This is a genomic window from Mesorhizobium sp. GW821-FHT04C10, from assembly GCF_059420305.1.
Genome location: NZ_JBWKTL010000001.1, coordinates 2,948,548 through 2,968,323 on the forward strand (window position 1 = coordinate 2,948,548; position 19,776 = coordinate 2,968,323).

Below are 19,776 nucleotides of genomic sequence, written 5' to 3' on the forward strand. Positions count from 1 at the left end.
TGACCCTGCATCAAGCGTAGGGAACTGGTTTGGACCTTCGTCAGCTTAGATATTTTTCCCAGGTCGTGGAGAGCGGCTCGTTCTCCAAGGCCGCGACGCAGCTGCACGTGGCGCAGCCGGCGCTGAGCCAGCATGTCCGGCACATGGAAGAGGAGCTTGGCCTCTCCCTTCTGCATCGCGGGCCGCATGGGGTCAGCGCGACGGAAGCCGGCGCGCGCCTCATGGTGCACGCCAAGCGCATTCTTGCCGAATTCGCCGAAATCACCGACAGCGTCAGGGGCGCCGCCATCGCCCCTCGTGGCGAGGTGCGCTTCGGATTGCCGGGCACAGTCAGCGAGCTGCTCGCGGCGCCGCTGATCGAGGCCGCCCGCGAGCGCTTCCCCGAGGTTCGCATCCGCGTCGTGGAGGCGATGAGCGGCTACATTCTGGAATGGCTGAAACTTGGGGAAGTCGACCTTGCGATGATCTATGCGACGTCGGATCCCCGAGGACTCGCGGTACATCATGGGCTGTCCGAGGAGATCTGTCTCTTTGCCAGCCCGTCGATGCCCGGGGCGGACGCCTTTCGGGGCTCCTCCGTGGAGCTTCGCGACGTCGCCGGATTGCCGCTTGTCGTACCAGGTCCCGGGCACGGCCTGCGGGAACTGATCGATGCCGTGGCGACGTCGGTCAAGGCCGTCATCAACCCGGCGATTGAAATCGACTCCTACACCCAGATCAAGAGATTGGTGACGCGCGGAATCGGTTACGGGATCTTGCCGAGGATGGCGATCAACGCGGAGGCCCAGGCCGGACTGTGCCGGGCGTGGAGTTTCAAGAACCCTCCGATTACCCGGAAAGTGTATCTGGCCTACTCGACGGAACGCCCCCTGCAAACCGCTCCCCGCGCCGTCGGGCAGTTATCGTGGGAAATCCTTCGCCAGCTGGTCAAGGACCAGATCTGGAGCGCCGAGCTGTCCGACGAAAATCAGCGCCCCGACCTCTTTGGCTAGCCTGTTCCGGGCAGGCGCACGACTGTACCGTTTCGCTATACCTCCCATTACAAAACGCTATTTGACGCAGTGGCCCCTTCCGGTGCGATGGTGTCGGAAAAGCAGGACAGGGAGCATGCCATGCCCGGCGCGCTGGAGGGAACGACCGTCATTTCGCTGGAGCAAGCCGTGGCCGCGCCCCTGGCGACGTCGCGGTTGGCCGACGCGGGCGCACGTGTCATCAAGCTCGAACGGCCCGAGGGTGACTTCGCGCGAGGCTATGACGATTACGTTGACGGCCTCTCCAGCTATTTCATCTGGAACAATCGCGGCAAGCAATCCTGCACCGTCGATCTGAAGCGGCCCGACGATCTCGCACTCGTCGAGTCCATGCTCGCCTCAGCCGATGTGTTCGTGCAGAACCTTGCGCCTTCCGCGACCGACAGGCTGGGCATCGGCAGCGCTGATCTCAGGAAGCGGTTTCCCAGGTTGATCGTCTGTGACATTGGCGGCTATGCGCCGGGAACGCCCGACCATGATCGCAAAGCCTACGATCTGCTGATCCAGGCTGAAGCGGGTTTGGCGGGAGTAACGGGATCCGCTTCGTCGGGCCCGACCCGCGTCGGCATATCGATATCCGACATCGCCACGGGGCAGGGGGCCTACGCCGCTATCCTCGAAGCGCTGATCGTGCGCGCTCGAACCGGGGAAGGGGCTCACCTTCAGGTTTCGCTATTCGACACGCTCGCCGAATACATGAACGTGCCCTATCTGGCGCAGCGTTACGGCGGCAAGGAGCCGCGACGGCTCGGCCTCGCCCACCCCTCGATCGCGCCCTATGGGCTGTTCAAGGTGAGCGACGGCGAAATCCTGATCGCCGTCCAGAATGAGCGCGAATGGGCCGTGTTCTGCGACAGTGTCCTGCGCCAGTCGTCGATCGCAACGGACCCAAGGTTCGAACGCAACGTCCTGCGCATCAAGAACCGCGAGCCGCTGGACGCATGCGTACAGGCGCTGCTGGCGAGCTATACCATGGCCACATTATGCGAACTGCTGGACCAGGTACGCATCGCATATGGGCGTGTCTCAACCATGGCGGATCTGGCGGTGCACCGCAGCGCGACCAAAGTCCCGGTCGAGACATCGGTGGGGCAGGTCGAGCTTTTTGCCCCGCCTGTCACGGTCAACGGCAGGCGGCCGGTGCTTGGCAGGGTGCCAACGCTTGGCGAACATGACCTGGCCTTGCGGCAGGAGTTCGGCACCGCCCGCAGGGTGGATGCCAAACGGATAGGAAATACAGTGCCATGAGCTTGACCCGTAACCTGACCCGCCTGATCCGCGAAAAGCCGGTAACCGAACGCGACCTCGAATGGGCGTCGCTGTTCGTCCTCGATACGCTTGCCTGCGCCCTCGGCGCGCTGCCGACCGAGCCGGCCCGCATGCTCAGGACGGTCGCGCCGCCGACGCAAGCGGACACCGCCCGCAAGGCGTTTTATCTGGGCGGTCTGTCCCATATCCTGGAGATGGACGATCTGCATCGGGATTCGGTGACCCATCCGGGCAGTGTCGTCATTCCCGCGGCCTGGGCGGTGGCTCATGACCTCGATCTTGGCGGCGAAGCTTTTCTCAAGGCGGTTCTCGCGGGATATGAAGCCTGTTGCCGAATAGGCATGTCCGTCGGCAAGAAGCATTACCGGGTCTGGCACAACACCTCGACCTGCGGTCCGTTCGGCGCCGCGTTTGCCGCGGCTGAACTCATCGGCCTCGACGACACCAAGACCGTGTGGGCGCTTGGCAATGCGGGCACGCAGTCGTCAGGGCTCTGGGAATTCCTCGCCGAAGGCGCCATGAGCAAGCATCTCCACACCGCCAGAGCCGCGGAATCGGGCCTTCTCGCGTCATTCCTGGCCAAGGAGGGATTCACCGGCGCGGAGAATATCCTCGAAGGCGAAAAGGGGTTTTACGCCGGCCTCTGTCCGGACCCGATCCCGGAGGCCGTGACAAGCGGACCCGAGCGCCCGTGGCAGCTGATCAACACCTCGATCAAGCCTTGGCCTTGCTGCCGGCATACCCACCCCGCGATCGACGGCGCGATCGCCCTGCATCACGAGATCGCCGGCGAGGCCATCGCACGGGTTCAAGTCGGAACGTATCGTGCCGGCCTCGACGTGTGCGACCGTCCGAGCCCGGAAGATCCATACAGCGCCAAATTCTCGCTGCAGCATACGGTCGCGATAGCCTTGGCGGACGGCCGCGTCGACCAGGCCAGCTTCGACGCGGATGCACGGCAACGGATGGTCGGCGAACGCGGCAAGGTCAAGGTCGAACTCGCGCCCGGGATTGAAGCGGCTTATCCCAGGTCATGGGGAGCCGAGATCGTGGTGGAGACCGCTTCCGGGAGGCGCCTTTCCGCCACGCGCCACGATGCCAAGGGCGATCCCGACAATCCGGTGACGGCCGCCGAACTGTCTGGGAAGGCCCGCGCGCAACTTGTCGAAGGCGGCTGTTCGGAAGGCCGTGCCGACGACCTGATCAGGGCGATCCTTGGCCTGCCCGATAACCGTCCGGTGCGCTCGCTGGGCTTGTTTGAAATAGCTGGCGATGCGCGGGCCCCAGTCCGTGCCGCACGGAGCGCCTGATGTTCAAGGACTTTGACAACGAAGACATCCGCGACGCCGTGCGTCGGCTCTGCGAGCAATTTCCGGGCGAATACTGGCGCAAGCTCGACGCGGACCGCGCCTACCCGGTGGATTTCGTCAACGCGCTGACGGAGGCTGGTTATCTTGCGACCTTGATCCCCGAGGAATATGGCGGGTCCGGCTTGACACTGTCGGCCGCGGCCGCCGTGCTCGAGGAGATCCAGCGAGCCGGGTGCAACGGTGCCGCATGCCATGCGCAGATGTATGTCATGGGGACAGTCCTGCGGCATGGCAACGCGTCTCAAAAGGAGCGTTATCTTCCGAAGATCGCCTCCGGCGAATTGAGGCTGCAGGCGTTCGGCGTCACCGAGCCGACCAGCGGCACGGACACGACTTCGATCCGGACCTTCGCCCGCAAGGAGGGCGATCATTACGTCGTCAACGGCCAGAAGATCTGGACAAGCCGGGCGGAATATTCCGACCTCATGCTCCTGCTCGCGCGGACCACTCCAAAGGACCAGGTGGCCAAACGGACCGACGGCCTTTCAGTGTTCATCCTGGACATGCGGGCGGCGCTTCAAGAGGGGCTGTCGATCCGGCCGATCCGCACGATGATGAACCACTCCACGACCGAGGTCTTTTTCGACAATGTCAAAGTCCCCGCCGAAAACCTGGTCGGAGAAGAAGGCAAGGGCTTCCGCTACATACTGTCCGGGATGAACGCCGAGCGCATCCTGATCGCCGCCGAGTGCGTTGGCGATGCCAAGTGGCTGATCAACAAGGCTTCCACTTACGCCTGCGACCGCAACGTCTTCGGCCGGGCCATCGGCGCCAACCAGGGCATCCAGTTTCCCATCGCCAAGGCCTATGCCAACATGCGCGCGGCCGAACTCATGGTCCGCGAGGCGACGCGGCTCTATGAAGCGGGCCTCGACTGTGGTGCCGAGGCCAACATGGCCAAGATGCTCGCCGCCGATGCCTCGAATGAAGCCGCCAACGCATGTGTCCAGACCCATGGCGGTTTCGGCTTCGCCGAAGAATATGATGTCGAGCGCAAGTTCCGCGAAACCCGGCTTTACCAGGTCGCGCCGATCTCGACGAACCTCATCCTGTCCTACCTTTCCGAGCATGTGCTCGGAATGCCACGTTCCTATTGACGGGCGGTCAGGTGGACGCGACCGAACAGAAACCATTCGCGGAATGGATTGGCCGGCAGAGCGAGAGCTTCGATGTCGTTTCGGAACGTCTCGTGCGGAGTTTCAAGGCAATTTTCGAACCCAATCTCGCACCTTCGGCGGCACGCCAGGCGCCGCTTGGCATCCACTGGTGCCTGTCGCCTGCGATAGCCGGCATGGATCAGCTGGGTGCCGATGGCCATCCGGCCAAGAACCTGTCGCTGCCGCCCGTCCCGCTGCCGCGCCGCATGTGGGCGGGAGGTGAGCTCCGGGTGCTTGATGCTTTCCGGGTCGGTGATGAAGTTCGCCGAGTCTCCACCATCCGCGACATCGTCCGCAAGCAAGGCCGGTCTGGTGAGCTGTGGTTTGTCGCTGTCGGCCACGACTATCACTCAGATCGTGGCCTGGTGCTGAGTGAACGGCAGGATATCGTTTACCGGGAAGCGGCCACGCCGGGGGACGGTGCTCGTCCCAACAATGCACCCGCGGTGCCGACGATAATCCAGCCCGCTGGAAAGGTCTGGTCGCTCGTTCCGTCGCCCACGCTGCTCTTTCGCTACTCGGCCATCACTTTCAATGGCCACCGCATCCACTATGACCTGCCTTACGCGACGAAGGCGGAGGGATATGAAGGGCTGGTGGTCCACGGCCCCCTCCAGGCGACGCTGCTCCTGAATCTCGCGGCGTCCCAACGCGCGGACATCCCCTTGACGTTTCGCTACCGTGGCGTTGCCCCGGCAATCGCGGACCGTGAACTGACCTTCAGGGCCGGCATGGATGGGCAGCGGTTCTGGGCGCAAGGCAGGAATGGCGCCGTGCACATGGAAGCTGATATCGACCAGGGACCGGCCCGATGATCGCGCACATATCAAGTGCGCCTGTCGCGCCCTTGTTTGTGCCGGCCGACCGCCCCGAGCGTTTTGAAAAGGCAGACCGGTCCGGAGCAGACGCGGTCATTGTCGATCTCGAGGACGCTGTTGCGCCCGCCGCCAAGGATGGCGCCCGCTCGAACCTTTGCCATGCCCTGAGATTGCAGAACCCCACCTTCGTCCGGGTGAACAGCGAAGACAGCGGCTGGTACCATGCCGACCTTGCCGCCGTCAGGGCACTCGGGCTTCGACGTATCTGCCTGCCAAAGGCGGAGTCCGTGGCAACGCTCGACGCGATCATCGAGACCCTTGGCGTGGACGTCGAGATCATGGCGCTGATCGAAACCGCCAGGGGCCTGGAGGCGGCTGCGGCCCTGGCCGCCCACCCTCATGTCGCGAGATTGGCGTTTGGCCCTGCCGACTTCGCCCTGGACCTGGGTACGGCAGCTTCCGATGCGATCAAAGCGCATGCCTTGATGCGGCTGGCCGTGGCAAGCAGAGCAGCCGGGAAGGCGCTGCCATTGGACGGTCCGTCCTTCGAGGTCGCGGATACCACCAAACTGGCCTCCGAATGCCGGCAAGCCTTGAATCATGGGGCCGGCGGGAAGCTTTGCATACACCCCGCCCAAACATCGGATGTCATCGCGGCCTTTCGGCCAAGCGCCGAGCAGCTCGGCTGGGCACAGCGTGTCGTCGACGCGGCCCAGGATGGCGCGGCGCGCCTTGTCGACGGCAAAATGATCGACGCCCCCATTATCGCCCAGGCCCGGGCGCTTCTTCTGCGGGGCCGTTCGCAATCCGGTAAAGCTGTCTAAACACGGCTGTATCCGCGACACTTCCCGGCAAGATCAAAGACAAGGATGCGCTGCCGCTGGCCCAGGGCGTCTCATTCGACATCGATTAAGACCGCGGGCTGATGATTTCGCCATAGTCGCACGACGTTGCGATGCGGCCTTCAAGGAAAGGTTGGGCGGGGTCGCCCGCCCAACATCGATCCGATCATCGCTGGGATCGCAAAGATCGGCTTTCCGGCCAGGTGTTGCTGTCAGGGTTCTATGACCACCTTGCCGTAGACCTGCCGGTCGTCCAGCAGTCGCATGGCCTCGCCGGCCTCCTCGAGGGAAAACCGCCGTGGGTGGAGCGCCGGCTTCAGCTTGCCGCCTTTGACAAGGTCGAGCAGCGCCAGCACGTCGTCGCGCGACCAGCCGTTCGAGCCGACAATGTTCAGCTCGAAGGTCCAGATCAGGCGCAAATCCTCGTGTGGATCGTAGCCGGCCGTGGCACCGCATGTCAGCAGCCGGCCGTCACGACGCATGACGCGCAGCGACGGCACCCAGGTGTCGCCGCCGGTGAAGTTGACGACGACATCGATGCCGCCTTCGTCGCGTCCGAAGACCCGCGCCCGGCCGAACTGCCGCCGGCATTCCGCCACCCAGTCTCCCTGCGCGTAGTTGATGCCGGCATCGGCCCCCAACGCCTTCAGGCGATCGAGCTTTTCGTCACTCGACGCGCAAGCGATCACCGTCGCGCCGGCCTGTTTGGCAAGCTGTACGCAACACGTGCCGACGCCGCCGGACGCACCGAGAATCAGCACCTTCTCGCCCGGCTTGATCTTGCCCCGCGTCATCATCATGCGATAGGCGGTGCCATAGGCCACGGGCAGTGCGGCGGCGTCCGCGAAGCTTACGTCGTCGGCCAGCGGAATGATCATGTGGGCGGGAACCCGGACCAGTTCGGCGAGCCCGCCGTCGAAGGTCTCGCCGAGCAATCCGCCCTTGACGCGGTCGATCGGGTCGACAAGCACGCGCTGCCCCGCGCTCAGGCCCTGGACATTCTCGCCCACGGCCGCGATCTCGCCCGCGACATCGATGCCGAGGATGAGCGGCATGTTTATCTTGATGCCCGGCATGCCCTTGCGGGTGAAGACGTCATGATAGTTGAGCGTGCAGGCGCGCACCCTGACCACCACATCGTCCGCCCCCGGTGTCGGGTCGCTGTAGGACGGCTCATGGACCATCCGGTCGAGACCACCATGTTCATAGGTTACGACGGCACGCATGCTGATCTCCCTTTTGTCGTTTCTTGTCTTGTCTCGAGTGGCGGCGAGCCAGCTGACTAGCCCAGTGTTCCAAAGCGCTCGATCATCATCCGCTGCACGACCTTGCGGTCGATCTTGCCCGGCCCATTGAGCGGCAGCTCTTCGGTGAAGACGATCTTGCGCGGATGGGCATAGGCAGGGCCGACCGAGAGGCAGAACTGCTTGAGTTCCTCCTCGGTGATATCGCGACCCTTGGCCTTGACCACCATCGCCACGGGCACTTCGCCCTTGATGCGGTGCGGGACCGGCACCACCGAGGCTTCGGCGACGGCGGGATTGCGCAGCAGCATGTTCTCGATCTCGAGCGGATAGACGTTCTCGCCGCCCGAATTGAACATGTCGTCGGTGCGGCCGCGGAAATAGAAGAAGCCGTCGTCGTCCTTGGAAAAGACATCGCCGGTGCTGAGCCAACCGTCCTTCAGCCTTTGCCTGTTGACCTCCGGCAGCTTCCAGTAGCCAGGCGTCACGCCTGGATTGCGCACCAGCAATTCGCCGTAGGACGGGTCTTCATTGCCGGCCGCGTCGACGAGCTTCACTTCGCCCTCCGGCCAGATCACGCCGCAGCTGCCATGGGGGACGGCGCGTCCATCCGTCGGCGTGCCGATCATCACCGGCCCGCCTTCGGTCAGGCCATAGCTCTCCGAGGCCGCGACACCGAAGGCCGCTTCGACGGCGTCGAGCAGTTCCTTGGGCGTCGGCGCCGAGCCGATCTTCAGGCCCTTCAGCGCCGAGAAATCCAGCGTCTCGATCAGGTCGCGCTCCTGGAGGAGCAGCGTGAACACCGCCGGAACCGCGCCGGCATGGGTGCAGCGGTAGTCCGCCAGGGTCTGGAGGAAGCGGCGCGGCTCGAAATTCGGCAACAGCACCACCGAGGCGCCCCAGCTCAACATCGGCTTGATGGCGCCGGCCATGGCGTTCTTGTGGTAGAGCGGAACCGCCGCCAGCGCCCGGTGCTCGGGCAGACCCGGCCAGTATTTCTGCAGGCAACGAAGCCACCAGACTTGCCCGGCATGGGTAAGCACCACGCCCTTGGGCCGGCCGGTCGAACCCGACGTGTAGGGCTGGAAGGAGGGATGGTCGTCCGACAGCCTGGCTGGATCGAACCGCGGCTCGGTCGCCGACAGCGCCGCCTCATAGTCCAGCCAGCCGGGTCGCGACGTCTCGAAGGCGATTTTCACCTTGCATCCGATCAACTCCGCAAGCGGGGCGACGTGCGGATTCGCCGCTTCCTCGACGAGAGCGCCGACGCATTCGGCATCCCGCATGATGTACTCCAGCGTGTCGGCGCCGAGCTTGGTGTTGAGAGGAACCGGAACGATGCCGGCACGCATGGCGCCGAAGAAGGTTTCGACAAACTCGAAGCGATTGCTGACCGACAGAGCCAGCCGGTCGCCGGGCTTCAGGCCGCTGTCGACCAGAAGGCGGGCCGCCCTGTCGAGCCGGTTCTCAAGTTCGCGATAAAGCACCTCGCGTGGCTGGTCGCGCGACAGGTCGATGATGGCGATGTTGTCGGAGTAAAGGCCGGCGGCATCGTGGTTCCAGTAGCCAAGATTGTTCCAGCGCGGATTGTCTGGCGTGATCGGCATGGCAGGCTCGCTTTCGAAAATCGTATGGTCTGGCGCGGTCAGGAGGCTGTGAGAACGACCTCACCCCGGGGTGATTGCAGGACGGCGAGGAATCCCGGTTGGGCAGCGAGCCGTACGGGCACGTCGATGCCCATTTCGCGGTAGACCCGCGACAGCGCTTCGGCTTGCGGATGCAGCACGGTGAACTCGCGCAGTGCACCGCCGACGGGCGTGCTCGCGGCGGGATGCGGCGATGCCTTCCAGTCGATGGCAAAGGGGATCATCTCGCCGAACGCGGTATCCTCGATGTAGAGACAGGCCCAGTCGAGCCGCACGCCGTCCGGCCGCGTCCTGCCCATTTCGATCGGGCCCCTGGTGCGGATGCCCGCCCGGCTTGCCGCCGCCGCATAGGCGTCGAGGTTGCTGGTGCGCACGGCAAAGGTGGCAAGCCCGGGGTGGGCGAGGGCGGCGATGCTGCCGCCGCGATTGCCTTCGAGCGATTGCGCCGGATCGGGCGAAATGATTTCCAGATAGGTGGCGCCAAGCGAAAGCAGGCTGTTGCGCGTGCCGAAGCCAGGATGCGATCCGCCCCGGGCCGGATCGACGCCGGTGAGCTTGCCGATAAGTGCCGACCCGGCATCGAGATCGGGTGCCGCCCACAGAATATGATCGAGTTCGACGCTCATGTCGGTCCTTCCTGTCAGTCCTTGCGCGACAGCGTCAGATAGACGCCGCGCCCGCTGGCAACGAGCCTGTCTTGTTCATCGAACACCTTGGCTTCGGCGGTCGCCAGCGTGCCGCCCAATTTGATGATGGTCGCACGGGCCACGAGGGCGCCGGGCAAGGCGGCGCGATGGTAGTCCACCCGCATATCGACGGTCGGCACGCCTCGGCCGATCTTCGCGGCGACCGCATAGTCGCCGGCAAGATCGATCAGCGCCGCCAGGATGCCGCCATGTGTGTAGCGAACCACCGGATCCGACACGAACTCCTCGCGCCACGGCAGCAGGATTTCCACGCCGTCCGCGGACATCGACTTGAGGGTCACCCCAAGCCATCGATGAAACGGCGCGTCGCGAACCATGCCATCCAACGCCTCGAAATCCACTGTGGCGTCAGCCATGAAATCCTCCCAGATAAAGATCGGCGACCTTTGGATCGCGGGCCAGGGCCGGCCCTTCGCCCTCATAGGCATTGCGGCCGAGGTCCAGCACATATCCGCGATGCGACATGGCCAGCGCCCGGGTGGCGTTCTGCTCGACCATCAGGATCGTGACGCCGGACTTGTTGATCGCCGACACCTGTTGGAACATCACGTCGACGAACCGGGGCGCAAGACCGGCTGTCGGCTCATCGAGCAACAGCACCTTCGGCTCCGGCATCAGCGCCCGCGCCATGGCCAGCATCTGCCGTTCGCCGCCCGACAGGCTTCCGGCCATCTGCCGACGCCGCTCGCGCAGCCTCGGAAAAAGCTCGTACATGAGCTCCAGCCGCTGTTTCAGCAGCAGGTCGCGACGTGGCTTCAGGCCGATCTCGAGGTTCTCCTCGACAGGCATCGTCTCGAACACGTTTTCGCGCTGCGGGACATACCCCAGACCCTGGCGGACGATCGTGCTCGGCGGCAGGCCGGCTATGTCCTTGTCATCGAGCGCGATCGTCCCGCTCTTTGGCGCCACCAGGCCGACAAGCGCCTTCAGCAGCGTCGATTTGCCGGCGCCGTTGGGGCCGACGACGGTGACGATCTCGTGCTGGCGCACCGTGATGCTGACGCCGTTCAGAATATCAAGCTGAGGCACGTAGCCGGCAACGAGAGAGGCGATGGTGAGCACATTGGGCTTCATGCCGCCGCCTCCGGGGACGGACTGCCGAGATAGGCTTCGACGACACCGGGATCGGCGCGCACCTGCGCCGGCGTGCCGGCCGAGATGACACGGCCCTGAGCCATGACGACGACGCGGTCGGCGCGGCTCATCACGATGTCCATGTCGTGTTCGACGAACAGGAAAGTGGTGCCGCGCTGTTCCCGCAACGCGGCGATGTGGTCGAGAATAGCGCGGCCGAGCGTCGGATTGACTCCTGCCATGGGCTCGTCGAGCAGCACCATGGACGGCTCAGTCATGAGTGCCCGTGCGATTTCCAGAAGCTTGCGCTGGCCTCCCGAGAGCGCGCCGGCATAGTCCTGAGCCTTGTCGCGCAGACCAAATGTCTCGAGCAAGCCCGCGGCCCGTGCGTGCGCGGCGGCCTCGGCGGCCCTGGCGCGTCCTGGCCCGACAAGCAGCGAAATGAGGTGTTCGCCGGGCTGGCGCGGCGCGGCGAGCAGCATGTTGTCGATGACCGACATGCCGGCGAGGACCCGAGTTAACTGGAAGGTACGCACCATGCCGAGTTGCGCGATCCTGTGGGGCGCCATGCCACCGATCGATCGTCCGGCGAAGCGGATGGCGCCGGAGTCCAGCCTGGCAAAGCCGCTCAGCAGATCGAACATCGTCGTCTTGCCGGCGCCATTGGGGCCGATCAGCGCCGTGATCGAGCCGCGCTCGACGCTGAAACTCGCGCCATCGACGGCGCGAAGGCCGTCGAAATCCTTGACCGCGTCGGCCACCTCCAGGATGGTCTCGGTGCTCATGGCCGCACCTTCATCTCGTTGACATTGCCGAGCAGGCCTTGCGGCCGCAGCCGGCTGATCAGGAGCAGAAACAGGCCGACGATGACGAAGCGCAACGAGGCCTGCTGGCCGGCCGACAGCGATGTCTCGATCAGCCTGGTGCCCTCCAGGAGCATCCAGAACAGCACGCTGCCGAGCGCCACGCCGCCATAGCTGGCGAAGCCGCCCAGCACCAGCAGCGCATAACCGAAGAAGGTGAATGTCGGATCGAAGACGGTCGGGTAGAGATAGGTGACGTTGAGCGCGACGAAGAAACCGGCGACCGCCGCCAGCGCCGCCGCCAGGGCGAGCGACTGGAGCTTGTAAGCGAATACGTCCTTGCCAAGCGCGGCGGTGGCATCCTCGTCCTCGCGAATGCCGCGCAGCACACGGCCCCACGGGGTTGCCTGCAAGGCCCTGAGCATCAGAAGAAGCCCGATGAAGACCAGCCACACGACGATGAACAGCGGCAGTTGCGTGTAGCTGCCGAGCCCGATCGTGGCGAGCCATGGGAGCATCCAGTCCGACACGGCGCGCCATTCGGCGTCGAAGCCCAGAACACCCTGGTTGCCGCCTGAGAAGGCCGCGTTCTGCAAGGTGTATCTGACGATCTCGGCGAAGGCGATGGTGGCAATGGCGAAGTGGTCCGAACGCAGGCGCAGCGACGCGATGCCGACGAACAGGCCTGCCAGCACGGCCAACACAATGCCCGCCGGCAGCGCCAGCCAAAGCGACCAGCCGCGGTCGACGACCAGGATGCCAACCGTATAGGCGCCAATCGCCATGAAGCCGGCCTGGCCGAAATTCAACAGGCCGGTGAAGCCCGCATTGAGCTGCAGGCCGAGCGTGAATATGCCGTATATGCCTGCAAGGACGCCGACATTGATCCAGAAATCGATGCTCATGAGCGGCGCTTTGCCCGGCCGAATATGCCTTGCGGCATGAACATCAACATCAGGATGAGCAGCGCGAAGCCCACCGCGGGTTTCCATCGCGCGTTGAACAGCAGGGTCGACCATTCCTGCGAGAGGCCGATCACCAGCCCGCCGACAAGTGCGCCGTAAGGGTTGCCGACGCCGCCCAGGACTGTGGCGGCGAACAGGCTGAGAAGCAGCGTTATGCCGAAGTTCGGATTGAAGCTGCCGATGGCGGTCGCGTAAAGAATGCCCGACAGCGCCGCCAGGAAACCGGCGGCGATCCAGGTGACGTTGATGATGTGCTGCGTGTCGATGCCGGACACCTCCGCCAGGGCGCGATTGTCGGCGAAGGCCCGCATCTCCTTGCCGATGCTGGTGAAGCGCAGCGCCAGTCCGACGATTATCATCGCCGTGAGGCCGACGACCAAGGCCAGCGCCTGCAACGTGCCGAGCCGAAGCGGCCCGATGGCGATCGAGGAGACGACATTGGCGCCAAGTGTCCTGACCTGGCTGCCGGCGAAAAATTGCACGGAAAAACGCAGCACCAGGCCAAGCCCGATGGCCGACAGGAAAAGCTGCAGGCTGCCGGCCTTCGCCTGGCGCAGCGGTTGCCAGATGATCTTCTCGGTGAGGAGCGCCAGCGCCGCCGTCGCTATCATCGCCGCCAGCATGGCCAGGGGCAAGGGCAGGCCGAGCCAGGCGAACAGGATCGTGAAATAGGCGCCGGTGACCAGCAGGTCGCCATGCGCGAAGTTGACCAGCTTGAGCACGCCGAGCACGAGCGTCAGGCCGATCGCGCCAAGGCCGGTGTAGCTCCCGGCGACGAAACCGTTGATCGTGGCCTGCAATGCCGGCACCGGCCCGAAGGCGACGGCCAGCGCGCACAACAAAACGACCAGCACGGCCAGCAGCAGGGCTGGCCGTGGCAGGGCCGAAAGAGGGGATGAAAGGGCGGAAGCCTTGGCTTGCGCCCTTTCGGTTTGGGCAGTGGTAATCACGAAGGCTACTTCACATCCACCTGTTCGATCTTGACCTGTTTGCCGCCCTGATACTGGAAGACGTCGTACAGGCTGGACGATGGATCACCATTGTCCTTGAAGCGGAAAGCGCCGGAAACGCCGACATAGTCGATCGGCTTGCCGGCGGCGGCGGTCTTCACCGCATCGGCCAGGGTTTCGATGGTGAACTGCGGCGCACCGTCCTTGGTCACCGAGCGAATCTTGTCGCGAATGGCGCCGGGCTCGGTCGAGCCGGCCTCAACCGCGGACAGGAAGCAAAGGATGGCGGCGTCGAAGCTGTTGGCGGTATAGGACGCATTGGCGACGCCGCCGGCTTCGTCCCAAAGCTTGTTGAATGCCTTGAACGCGTCGGTTCCGGTCGGTGATCCGCCGGCAACGCCATAGGCGCCTTCGAGTGCTTCAGGCGGGATATTGTCGGGAACCTTGGCGAAGGACAGCGCGTCGGCAACGAAGACCTTTTTCGCGTCGAACTTCCCGGTTCGCACCAGCGCGGCGCCGAGCTTGGCATAGGTTTCCGGATAATCGATCACGACATAGGCGTCCGGATTGCCGGCCACGGCCTGACCGGCCTCGGAATCGAAGCTTTCCTGCTGCGGGTCGAAGGAAATCGTGGTCGATATGGTACCGCCCTCAGCCTGCCAATCCTGCGTGAAGCTCTTTGACAGCGCATCGCCATAGGGTTCGTTGCGGAAGATGATCGCGACGGCCTTGCCTTTGCCGACATGATTTTCGATGGCCTTGACCAGCGCCTTCGACTGCAGATCGTCGGCCGGCACGGGGCGGTAGATCGTGCCATCGTCCTTCACCGTGCGCAACCGCGTGCTCGACGCAAGCGGCCACAGCGTGATCTTGCGCTGCATGGTGATGCCGTTGAGCACGGAGATGGATTCCGGTGTTGTCGATGGGCCCATGATGCAAGAGGCGCCCTTGTCGACCAGCGTACGCGTTGCCGAAAGGGCGGCCTGAGGATCGCCCTGCGAATCCGCGGAGACGATGCTGACGGTGATCGCCGCGCCGGCGTCCTTGGCCGCCTGGTTGGCGACCTTGGCCGACAGGTTGATCGCCTTTTCGGCCGGCGGCCCGAGTTCCGAAAGGGGACCCGTCGATTCGAGCAATGCTCCGATCTTCAGATCAAGCGGTTCTGCATAGGCCCCCGGTGCCGAAGCCAGGATCGCGAGCGCTGAAACTGCCGCCCAAGCCGCGAGCCGTCCGATTTTGCACGACATTTCCATCTCCATGACATTTGAAAACAAGCGATTGACAGGCACTACTGATCGTTCAGTAATGAAGCGTATCAAAGGCTTTTGAGTCAAGCGATTGGAATTCCCTTTTTTTGCAATATGAAGGACGTTTGTTGCGCGGCGGCGGCGAGGGAGGAACATGGGAAAGCTCGAAATGTCTTCGGCATGGTCGTCAGCGGTGACGATCACCTCCGCTGCGCCGGACAGTGTGGTCGGGCGCCTGACGGTCCCGGGCGCCCGTTCGGCGGGCTCGCCGCTGGGGCTGCTTACGGATTTCGCGGGCCAGCTCGCGTCCGCTGGCGCCGCCTCGGCACTTGGCCCGACGCGCAAGGCGCAAGAGATCGAATGCCGGACAAGTCTGTTTTCCCGCCATGTCGAAGGCCGGTTGAAAGGCGAGGCGACCTTGCTCTTCAGCGATGGCTCGACAATGAACTGGCAGATCCTGGTCCATGACGAGGAAGGCAAGACGGTTTGCGCCGTCAGCATGACCCATCTGGTCGTGCAGGCCGAGCCGACAGCCGTCGGCGAGCCGGCCGGACCCTTGTCGAATTCCGGCGAGCCTGTGTCCGATGACGCGTCGTCCCCCGACGAAGCGATGAGCCCGGCCGACAAAAGACGCGCCCAGATCGCCGCCGCCGCCGCCGCCGTCATTGCCCGCAAGGGCTTTGGCAATGCCACCATGCGCGAAATCGCGGACACGGCAGGCATGCATGTGCCGACGATGTACCAATATGTCGCCAGCAAGGATGAAATGCTCGAACTGGTCTATATCTGGACCATGGCGCGGGTGCGCACCGACGTGGACCTTGCCACCGTCAATTGCAGCACGGCCACCGAGAAGCTTCGCGCCACCATCACGGCGATCATAGACAAGGGCGACCGCTTCGGCAGGGATGTCGGCGTGCTCAACCGCGAACTCAAGTCCCTGTCACCGGCCGCCAGGATTCGCGTCCTGGCGGAATATCGCAAGCTGCTGCTGCAGATCGCGCAACTCGTCAGCGACGGAATAGCGGCGGGAGAGTTCCGTGCTGTCGAACCCGAGATCGCCGCCAATTTTGTCGATGCGGTCTGCGATATCTGGGCATTGCGACCCTTCGCGGTCAGACAGTTCGGCCAGGCGGCCTTTCACGACGAGGTCGCGGAACTCATTTTGCGCGGATTGAGGAACTGACGTTTCGAAGGGTCTCGTCTCGATGATCCTGAGCCTCCTGCATGGCCCAAGGCGGGAGATGCGAGGTCAGTGGTATCGTGCGGACCAGCGAAGCCACTATAAGGCGCGCACGATGCCAGCCGGCCTAAAAGGGTGACCGGCCGTCGGTCTATTGTGCATCATCCGGGCCTCTTGAGCGCCAGCAAACAGAAAACAAATCCCTGATCCCGCCTGCCGGCGACCGTTCATTTCCTTTCGTTGTACAATAATGTCTATAAAAATAATCAACATTAACACCTAGCGCTATGGTTCTCGAGGCCGTGCGCGGGTGGCTACGCAACGAACAAGACAAGAAGCTCACCGCAAGCTCTCAACCGGTCTCACAGGCAATCGTGACGCAATCCCATCCATCTCTCAGCATACCCGGCCGTCTGATCGATGTCGGCTGGCTAGCCACGCGCCTTGGCACGCCTGGTCTGGTGGTGCTTGACGCAACCGTACCCTATGGACCTGGGGGGCCTGACGGCGCGCTTGGGCGCAGCCACTGGCAGGAGGCGCATATTCCCGGGTCGCGTTACGCGGACTTGCAGCGATCGCTTTCGGACGCCGCCGCACCGTTCTCCTTCGCCTTTCCGCCTGCCGAAAAGCTCGCGGCTTCGTTGCAGGCGCTCGGCGTCCATGACGGAGCGGCGGTGGTCATTTACGACGACTTCCTCAATATGTGGGCGACGCGCATCTGGTGGATGTTGCGCGCCATCGGCTTCACCAATGCCGCGGTGCTCGATGGCGGCTGGAAGGCGTGGGCCGCGGCGGGGAAGCCGACCGAGTCGGGGACGGGTGCGGCGACGCCCGCGGCCAAGCCGCTGTCGGTGCGTCCGCTTCCATCCTTCACGGACATTACGACGGTGCAGGCGCATGTCGCCGGTCAGCGCCAGGGCGAAGCACTGGTCTGCGCGCTGCCCGAAGGCTATTTCACCGGCGCCGACAAGGTCGGGGGCCGTGGCGGTCACATACCGGGCAGCATCAACATTCCCGCCGGCTCGCTGCTGGATGCCGAGGGCAGGTTCCTGTCGCCCGAACAACTGCGCACCCGTCTTGCTCCTGTCGACGGGGCATCTTCCGTCACCCTCTATTGCGGCGGCGGCATTTCGGCGACCGTCGTTGCCTTCGCGCTCGGGCTGACAGGTCGCGAGGACGTCAAGGTCTACGACGGTTCGCTGGAGGAGTGGAATGCCGATCCCTCCCGGCCCCTGGCGACCACGGGCTGACGGCCATGCAAAAGCTGATCCGCCTCAACGGCTTCAAGCAGTCGACCGTCAGCCATGCGGCAGTGGGCGCATGGCGGCATCCCGACAACCAGTCGCACCGTTATCGCGAGCTCGACTACTGGATCGAGACGGCCAGGACCCTGGAAGAGGGGCTGTTCGACGGCCTGTTCGTGGCCGACGTGCTCGGCGTGCTCGATACACATGGCGGCAGCATGGCCGGCACACTCAAGCAGGGCGTGCAGACACCTTCCACCGATCCACTGCTTGTCGTCTCCGCCATGGCCGCCGCGACCAGGCATCTGGGCTTCGCCATCACCGTCTCGACGACCTACGAACAGCCCTATGCGCTCGCCCGCAAGCTGACGACGCTCGATCACCTGACCGGCGGCCGCATTGGCTGGAACATCGTTACTTCGGCACTGGAAAGTGCTGCCCGCAATCTCGGCCATGACACGCAGGTGCCGCATGACGAGCGCTATGCGATCGCCGACGAGTTCCTGGAGGTCGTCTACAAGCTTTGGGAAGGCAGCTGGGAGGATGACGCGGTCGTCATGGACAGGGCCGCGGGCATTTTCGCCGACCCGGCCAAGGTCCATCCGATCCGTCACAAGGGGCGCTACTTCAGCGTGCCGGACGCTTTCGTTGCCGAGCCGTCGCCGCAGCGCACGCCGGTACTTTTCCAGGCCGGTGTTTCCGGGGTGGGCCGCGAGTTCGCCGCCCGCCACGCCGAGGGTGTCTTCATCGCGATCCACCGTCCCGACCTCGCGCGCAAGATCGTCGACGATGTCCGTGCCCGCGCCGAACGGCTGGGACGCGATCCGCAAAGCCTGAAATTCTTCGCCATGGCGACGGTCGTGACCGGCGCCGACGATGCGGCGGCACAGGCGACGCATGAAGCCTATCGCGAGGTGATCAGCACGGAAGGGCATCTGGCGCGGCTGAGCGCCATTCTTCAGCTCGACCTTTCCAGGCTCGATCCCGACGCGCCCCTCGAATATGTCGAGACGCAAGGCATCCGCAGCGTGCTGGAGATCTACACCAGGCTTGATCCGACCCGCCGCTGGACGCCGCGCGCGATCGGCGAGTTCCTGGGCATTGCCGGCGGCGGTGCCGAGATTGTCGGTGGCCCGGTTCGGGCCGCCGACCAACTCGAAAGCTGGTTCGACGAGGCCGGCATCGACGGCTTCAACATCACCGATCCGATGCCGCTTCGCAGCTATCGCGATTTCAACGCCTTTGTCTTGCCGGAACTTCGCCGGCGAGGGCGTGTGCGTGAGCACTATGACGGCACGACCTACCGCGAGAGCTTCTACGGCGCCGGGCACAAACGGGTGCCCGACGACCACCCGGCAAGCACCTATCGGGATCTTGCCTCATCCCCCAATCACCTCTGGAGAACGGCATGACCGACATCGTTCAACCCAAAAGCCTGTCCGGCGCCACCGCCATATTCGAAGGTGAGGTCGGCGCGAATTTCTCCCTGGTTCCCGCGTCCGACCGCTTCGTGCCGATCATACTGGACGCGGTCGCCGGGCTGAGCGAAATCGAGGGGCTGACGGTCTCCACCGACAGCATATCGAGCCATCTCGCCGGCACGCCCGACATCGTGTTCGGTGCGCTGACGACGACGTTCGTGCGTGCCGCCGCAAGCGGTGCGCATGTCGTCCAGACGGTGCTGGCCTCGCGCGGCTGCCCTGGCTGGGAGGGGACATTCGTGCCGGTTTCCAGCGCCGAGGCAAGCACCGGCGCGGTATCCGCCGCCGTGGCCCGGTTCGGAAGTCCCGCCGCTTCGGGAATACAGGTTGCCGCGCAGTTCGCGTTGCTGCCGCTGGCCGCATCGGACTACATCGAGACGATCGCCCAGACACTCGTCTTTCTCAAAGCCGTCGGTCTGCCGACCACCTCCAAGGATTTCGGCACGCGTGTCGACGGCGATGCCGCGCATGTGCTGGCCGCGTTCTCGACCATACTGACGCATTTCGGCAATCCGGCCGGACACGTCGTGCTGCAGGCGACCCTGGTCGCCAACAGCCCCTCCGGGGAAGCCTTCAAGTGACCACGGCAAAGCTGGCGCGAAGACCGGACGAAGCCTACGAGCTGCCCGCGGGGCGACCGGCCCACGGGCAGGACGCGCGCAAGGTTGTCGCGTCCGTCGCTTCATCGCCTGTCGCGACGGTCGTCGCGCAGCCGAGCGACCTTGGAAAACGCCTCGGCAACGCG

General features: G+C 64.4%; 19 protein-coding genes. 10 read left to right on the plus strand and 9 right to left on the minus strand.

Annotated elements, in window-relative coordinates; genetic code table 11:
• Positions 1-29 precede the first annotated feature (29 nt).
• From AC07UC_RS14230 to AC07UC_RS14255, 6 genes are all read left to right on the plus strand, one after another.
• On the plus strand, positions 30-992 hold the full coding sequence (locus tag AC07UC_RS14230; RefSeq protein WP_494906398.1) for a LysR family transcriptional regulator: 963 nt from the start codon (positions 30-32) through the stop codon (positions 990-992).
• Positions 993-1,112: 120 nt separating this feature from the next.
• On the plus strand, positions 1,113-2,279 hold the full coding sequence (locus AC07UC_RS14235; RefSeq protein ID WP_494906400.1) for a CaiB/BaiF CoA transferase family protein: 1,167 nt from the start codon (positions 1,113-1,115) through the stop codon (positions 2,277-2,279).
• Positions 2,276-3,610, plus strand: coding sequence for an MmgE/PrpD family protein (locus AC07UC_RS14240; RefSeq protein ID WP_140774294.1), 1,335 nt, complete (start codon positions 2,276-2,278; stop codon positions 3,608-3,610). Before AC07UC_RS14235 ends, AC07UC_RS14240 begins: the two co-directional genes overlap by 4 nt.
• Positions 3,610-4,767 (plus strand): acyl-CoA dehydrogenase family protein, encoded by a 1,158-nt coding sequence (locus AC07UC_RS14245; RefSeq protein ID WP_494906403.1) that lies wholly within the window; start codon positions 3,610-3,612, stop codon positions 4,765-4,767. Before AC07UC_RS14240 ends, AC07UC_RS14245 begins: the two co-directional genes overlap by 1 nt.
• An 11-nt stretch (positions 4,768-4,778) precedes the next feature.
• Positions 4,779-5,642, plus strand: coding sequence for an HTD2 family dehydratase (locus AC07UC_RS14250; protein WP_494906405.1), 864 nt, complete (start codon positions 4,779-4,781; stop codon positions 5,640-5,642).
• 38 nt (positions 5,643-5,680) lie between these two features.
• Positions 5,681-6,469: an HpcH/HpaI aldolase/citrate lyase family protein gene (locus AC07UC_RS14255; RefSeq protein ID WP_494908937.1), complete on the plus strand. Its 789-nt coding sequence runs from the start codon at positions 5,681-5,683 to the stop codon at positions 6,467-6,469.
• Positions 6,470-6,699: 230 nt separating this feature from the next.
• Here the strand turns inward: AC07UC_RS14255 and AC07UC_RS14260 are convergent, their stop codons facing one another.
• Genes AC07UC_RS14260 through AC07UC_RS14300 form a run of 9 tightly spaced genes read right to left on the minus strand, consistent with a single transcriptional unit; the run spans position 6,700 to position 15,123 of the window.
• The gene (locus AC07UC_RS14260) at positions 6,700-7,713 is read right to left on the minus strand and encodes a zinc-binding dehydrogenase (RefSeq protein ID WP_494906407.1); all 1,014 of its coding nucleotides are present in this window, start codon (positions 7,711-7,713) and stop codon (positions 6,700-6,702) included.
• A gap of 56 nt (positions 7,714-7,769) precedes the next feature.
• On the minus strand, positions 7,770-9,338 hold the full coding sequence (locus AC07UC_RS14265) for a class I adenylate-forming enzyme family protein (protein ID WP_494906409.1): 1,569 nt from the start codon (positions 9,336-9,338) through the stop codon (positions 7,770-7,772).
• Between the two features lie 38 nt (positions 9,339-9,376).
• On the minus strand, positions 9,377-10,003 hold the full coding sequence (locus AC07UC_RS14270) for a VOC family protein (protein ID WP_494906411.1): 627 nt from the start codon (positions 10,001-10,003) through the stop codon (positions 9,377-9,379).
• A 14-nt stretch (positions 10,004-10,017) separates the two neighbouring features.
• Complete coding sequence (locus AC07UC_RS14275) at positions 10,018-10,440, minus strand: PaaI family thioesterase (RefSeq protein ID WP_140774287.1); 423 nt, start codon at positions 10,438-10,440, stop codon at positions 10,018-10,020.
• On the minus strand, positions 10,433-11,158 hold the full coding sequence (locus tag AC07UC_RS14280) for an ABC transporter ATP-binding protein (protein ID WP_494906413.1): 726 nt from the start codon (positions 11,156-11,158) through the stop codon (positions 10,433-10,435). Before AC07UC_RS14280 ends, AC07UC_RS14275 begins: the two co-directional genes overlap by 8 nt.
• Positions 11,155-11,943, minus strand: a complete 789-nt coding sequence (locus tag AC07UC_RS14285; protein WP_494906415.1) for an ABC transporter ATP-binding protein — start codon at positions 11,941-11,943, stop codon at positions 11,155-11,157. Before AC07UC_RS14285 ends, AC07UC_RS14280 begins: the two co-directional genes overlap by 4 nt.
• Complete coding sequence (locus AC07UC_RS14290; protein ID WP_494906417.1) at positions 11,940-12,866, minus strand: branched-chain amino acid ABC transporter permease; 927 nt, start codon at positions 12,864-12,866, stop codon at positions 11,940-11,942. The genes AC07UC_RS14285 and AC07UC_RS14290 overlap by 4 nt, the downstream gene beginning before the upstream one ends.
• Positions 12,863-13,876 carry a branched-chain amino acid ABC transporter permease gene (locus tag AC07UC_RS14295; protein WP_172349247.1) on the minus strand — a complete coding sequence of 338 codons (1,014 nt, stop codon included), beginning with the start codon at positions 13,874-13,876 and terminating at the stop codon, positions 12,863-12,865. Before AC07UC_RS14295 ends, AC07UC_RS14290 begins: the two co-directional genes overlap by 4 nt.
• 5 nt (positions 13,877-13,881) lie before the next feature.
• Complete coding sequence (locus AC07UC_RS14300; RefSeq protein WP_172349248.1) at positions 13,882-15,123, minus strand: ABC transporter substrate-binding protein; 1,242 nt, start codon at positions 15,121-15,123, stop codon at positions 13,882-13,884.
• Between the two features lie 154 nt (positions 15,124-15,277).
• On the opposite strand from AC07UC_RS14300, the gene AC07UC_RS14305 reads away from it, so the two are divergent.
• From AC07UC_RS14305 to AC07UC_RS14320, 4 genes are all read left to right on the plus strand, one after another.
• Entirely contained in the window at positions 15,278-16,309 is a 1,032-nt protein-coding gene (locus AC07UC_RS14305; protein ID WP_494906419.1) for a TetR/AcrR family transcriptional regulator, read from the plus strand.
• Positions 16,310-16,680: 371 nt separating this feature from the next.
• On the plus strand, positions 16,681-17,556 hold the full coding sequence (locus AC07UC_RS14310; protein ID WP_494906420.1) for a sulfurtransferase: 876 nt from the start codon (positions 16,681-16,683) through the stop codon (positions 17,554-17,556).
• Positions 17,557-17,561: 5 nt separating this feature from the next.
• Positions 17,562-18,962, plus strand: a complete 1,401-nt coding sequence (locus AC07UC_RS14315) for an LLM class flavin-dependent oxidoreductase (protein ID WP_494906421.1) — start codon at positions 17,562-17,564, stop codon at positions 18,960-18,962.
• Positions 18,959-19,612: a YkoF family thiamine/hydroxymethylpyrimidine-binding protein gene (locus AC07UC_RS14320; protein WP_494906422.1), complete on the plus strand. Its 654-nt coding sequence runs from the start codon at positions 18,959-18,961 to the stop codon at positions 19,610-19,612. The genes AC07UC_RS14315 and AC07UC_RS14320 overlap by 4 nt, the downstream gene beginning before the upstream one ends.
• Positions 19,613-19,776 lie beyond the last annotated feature (164 nt).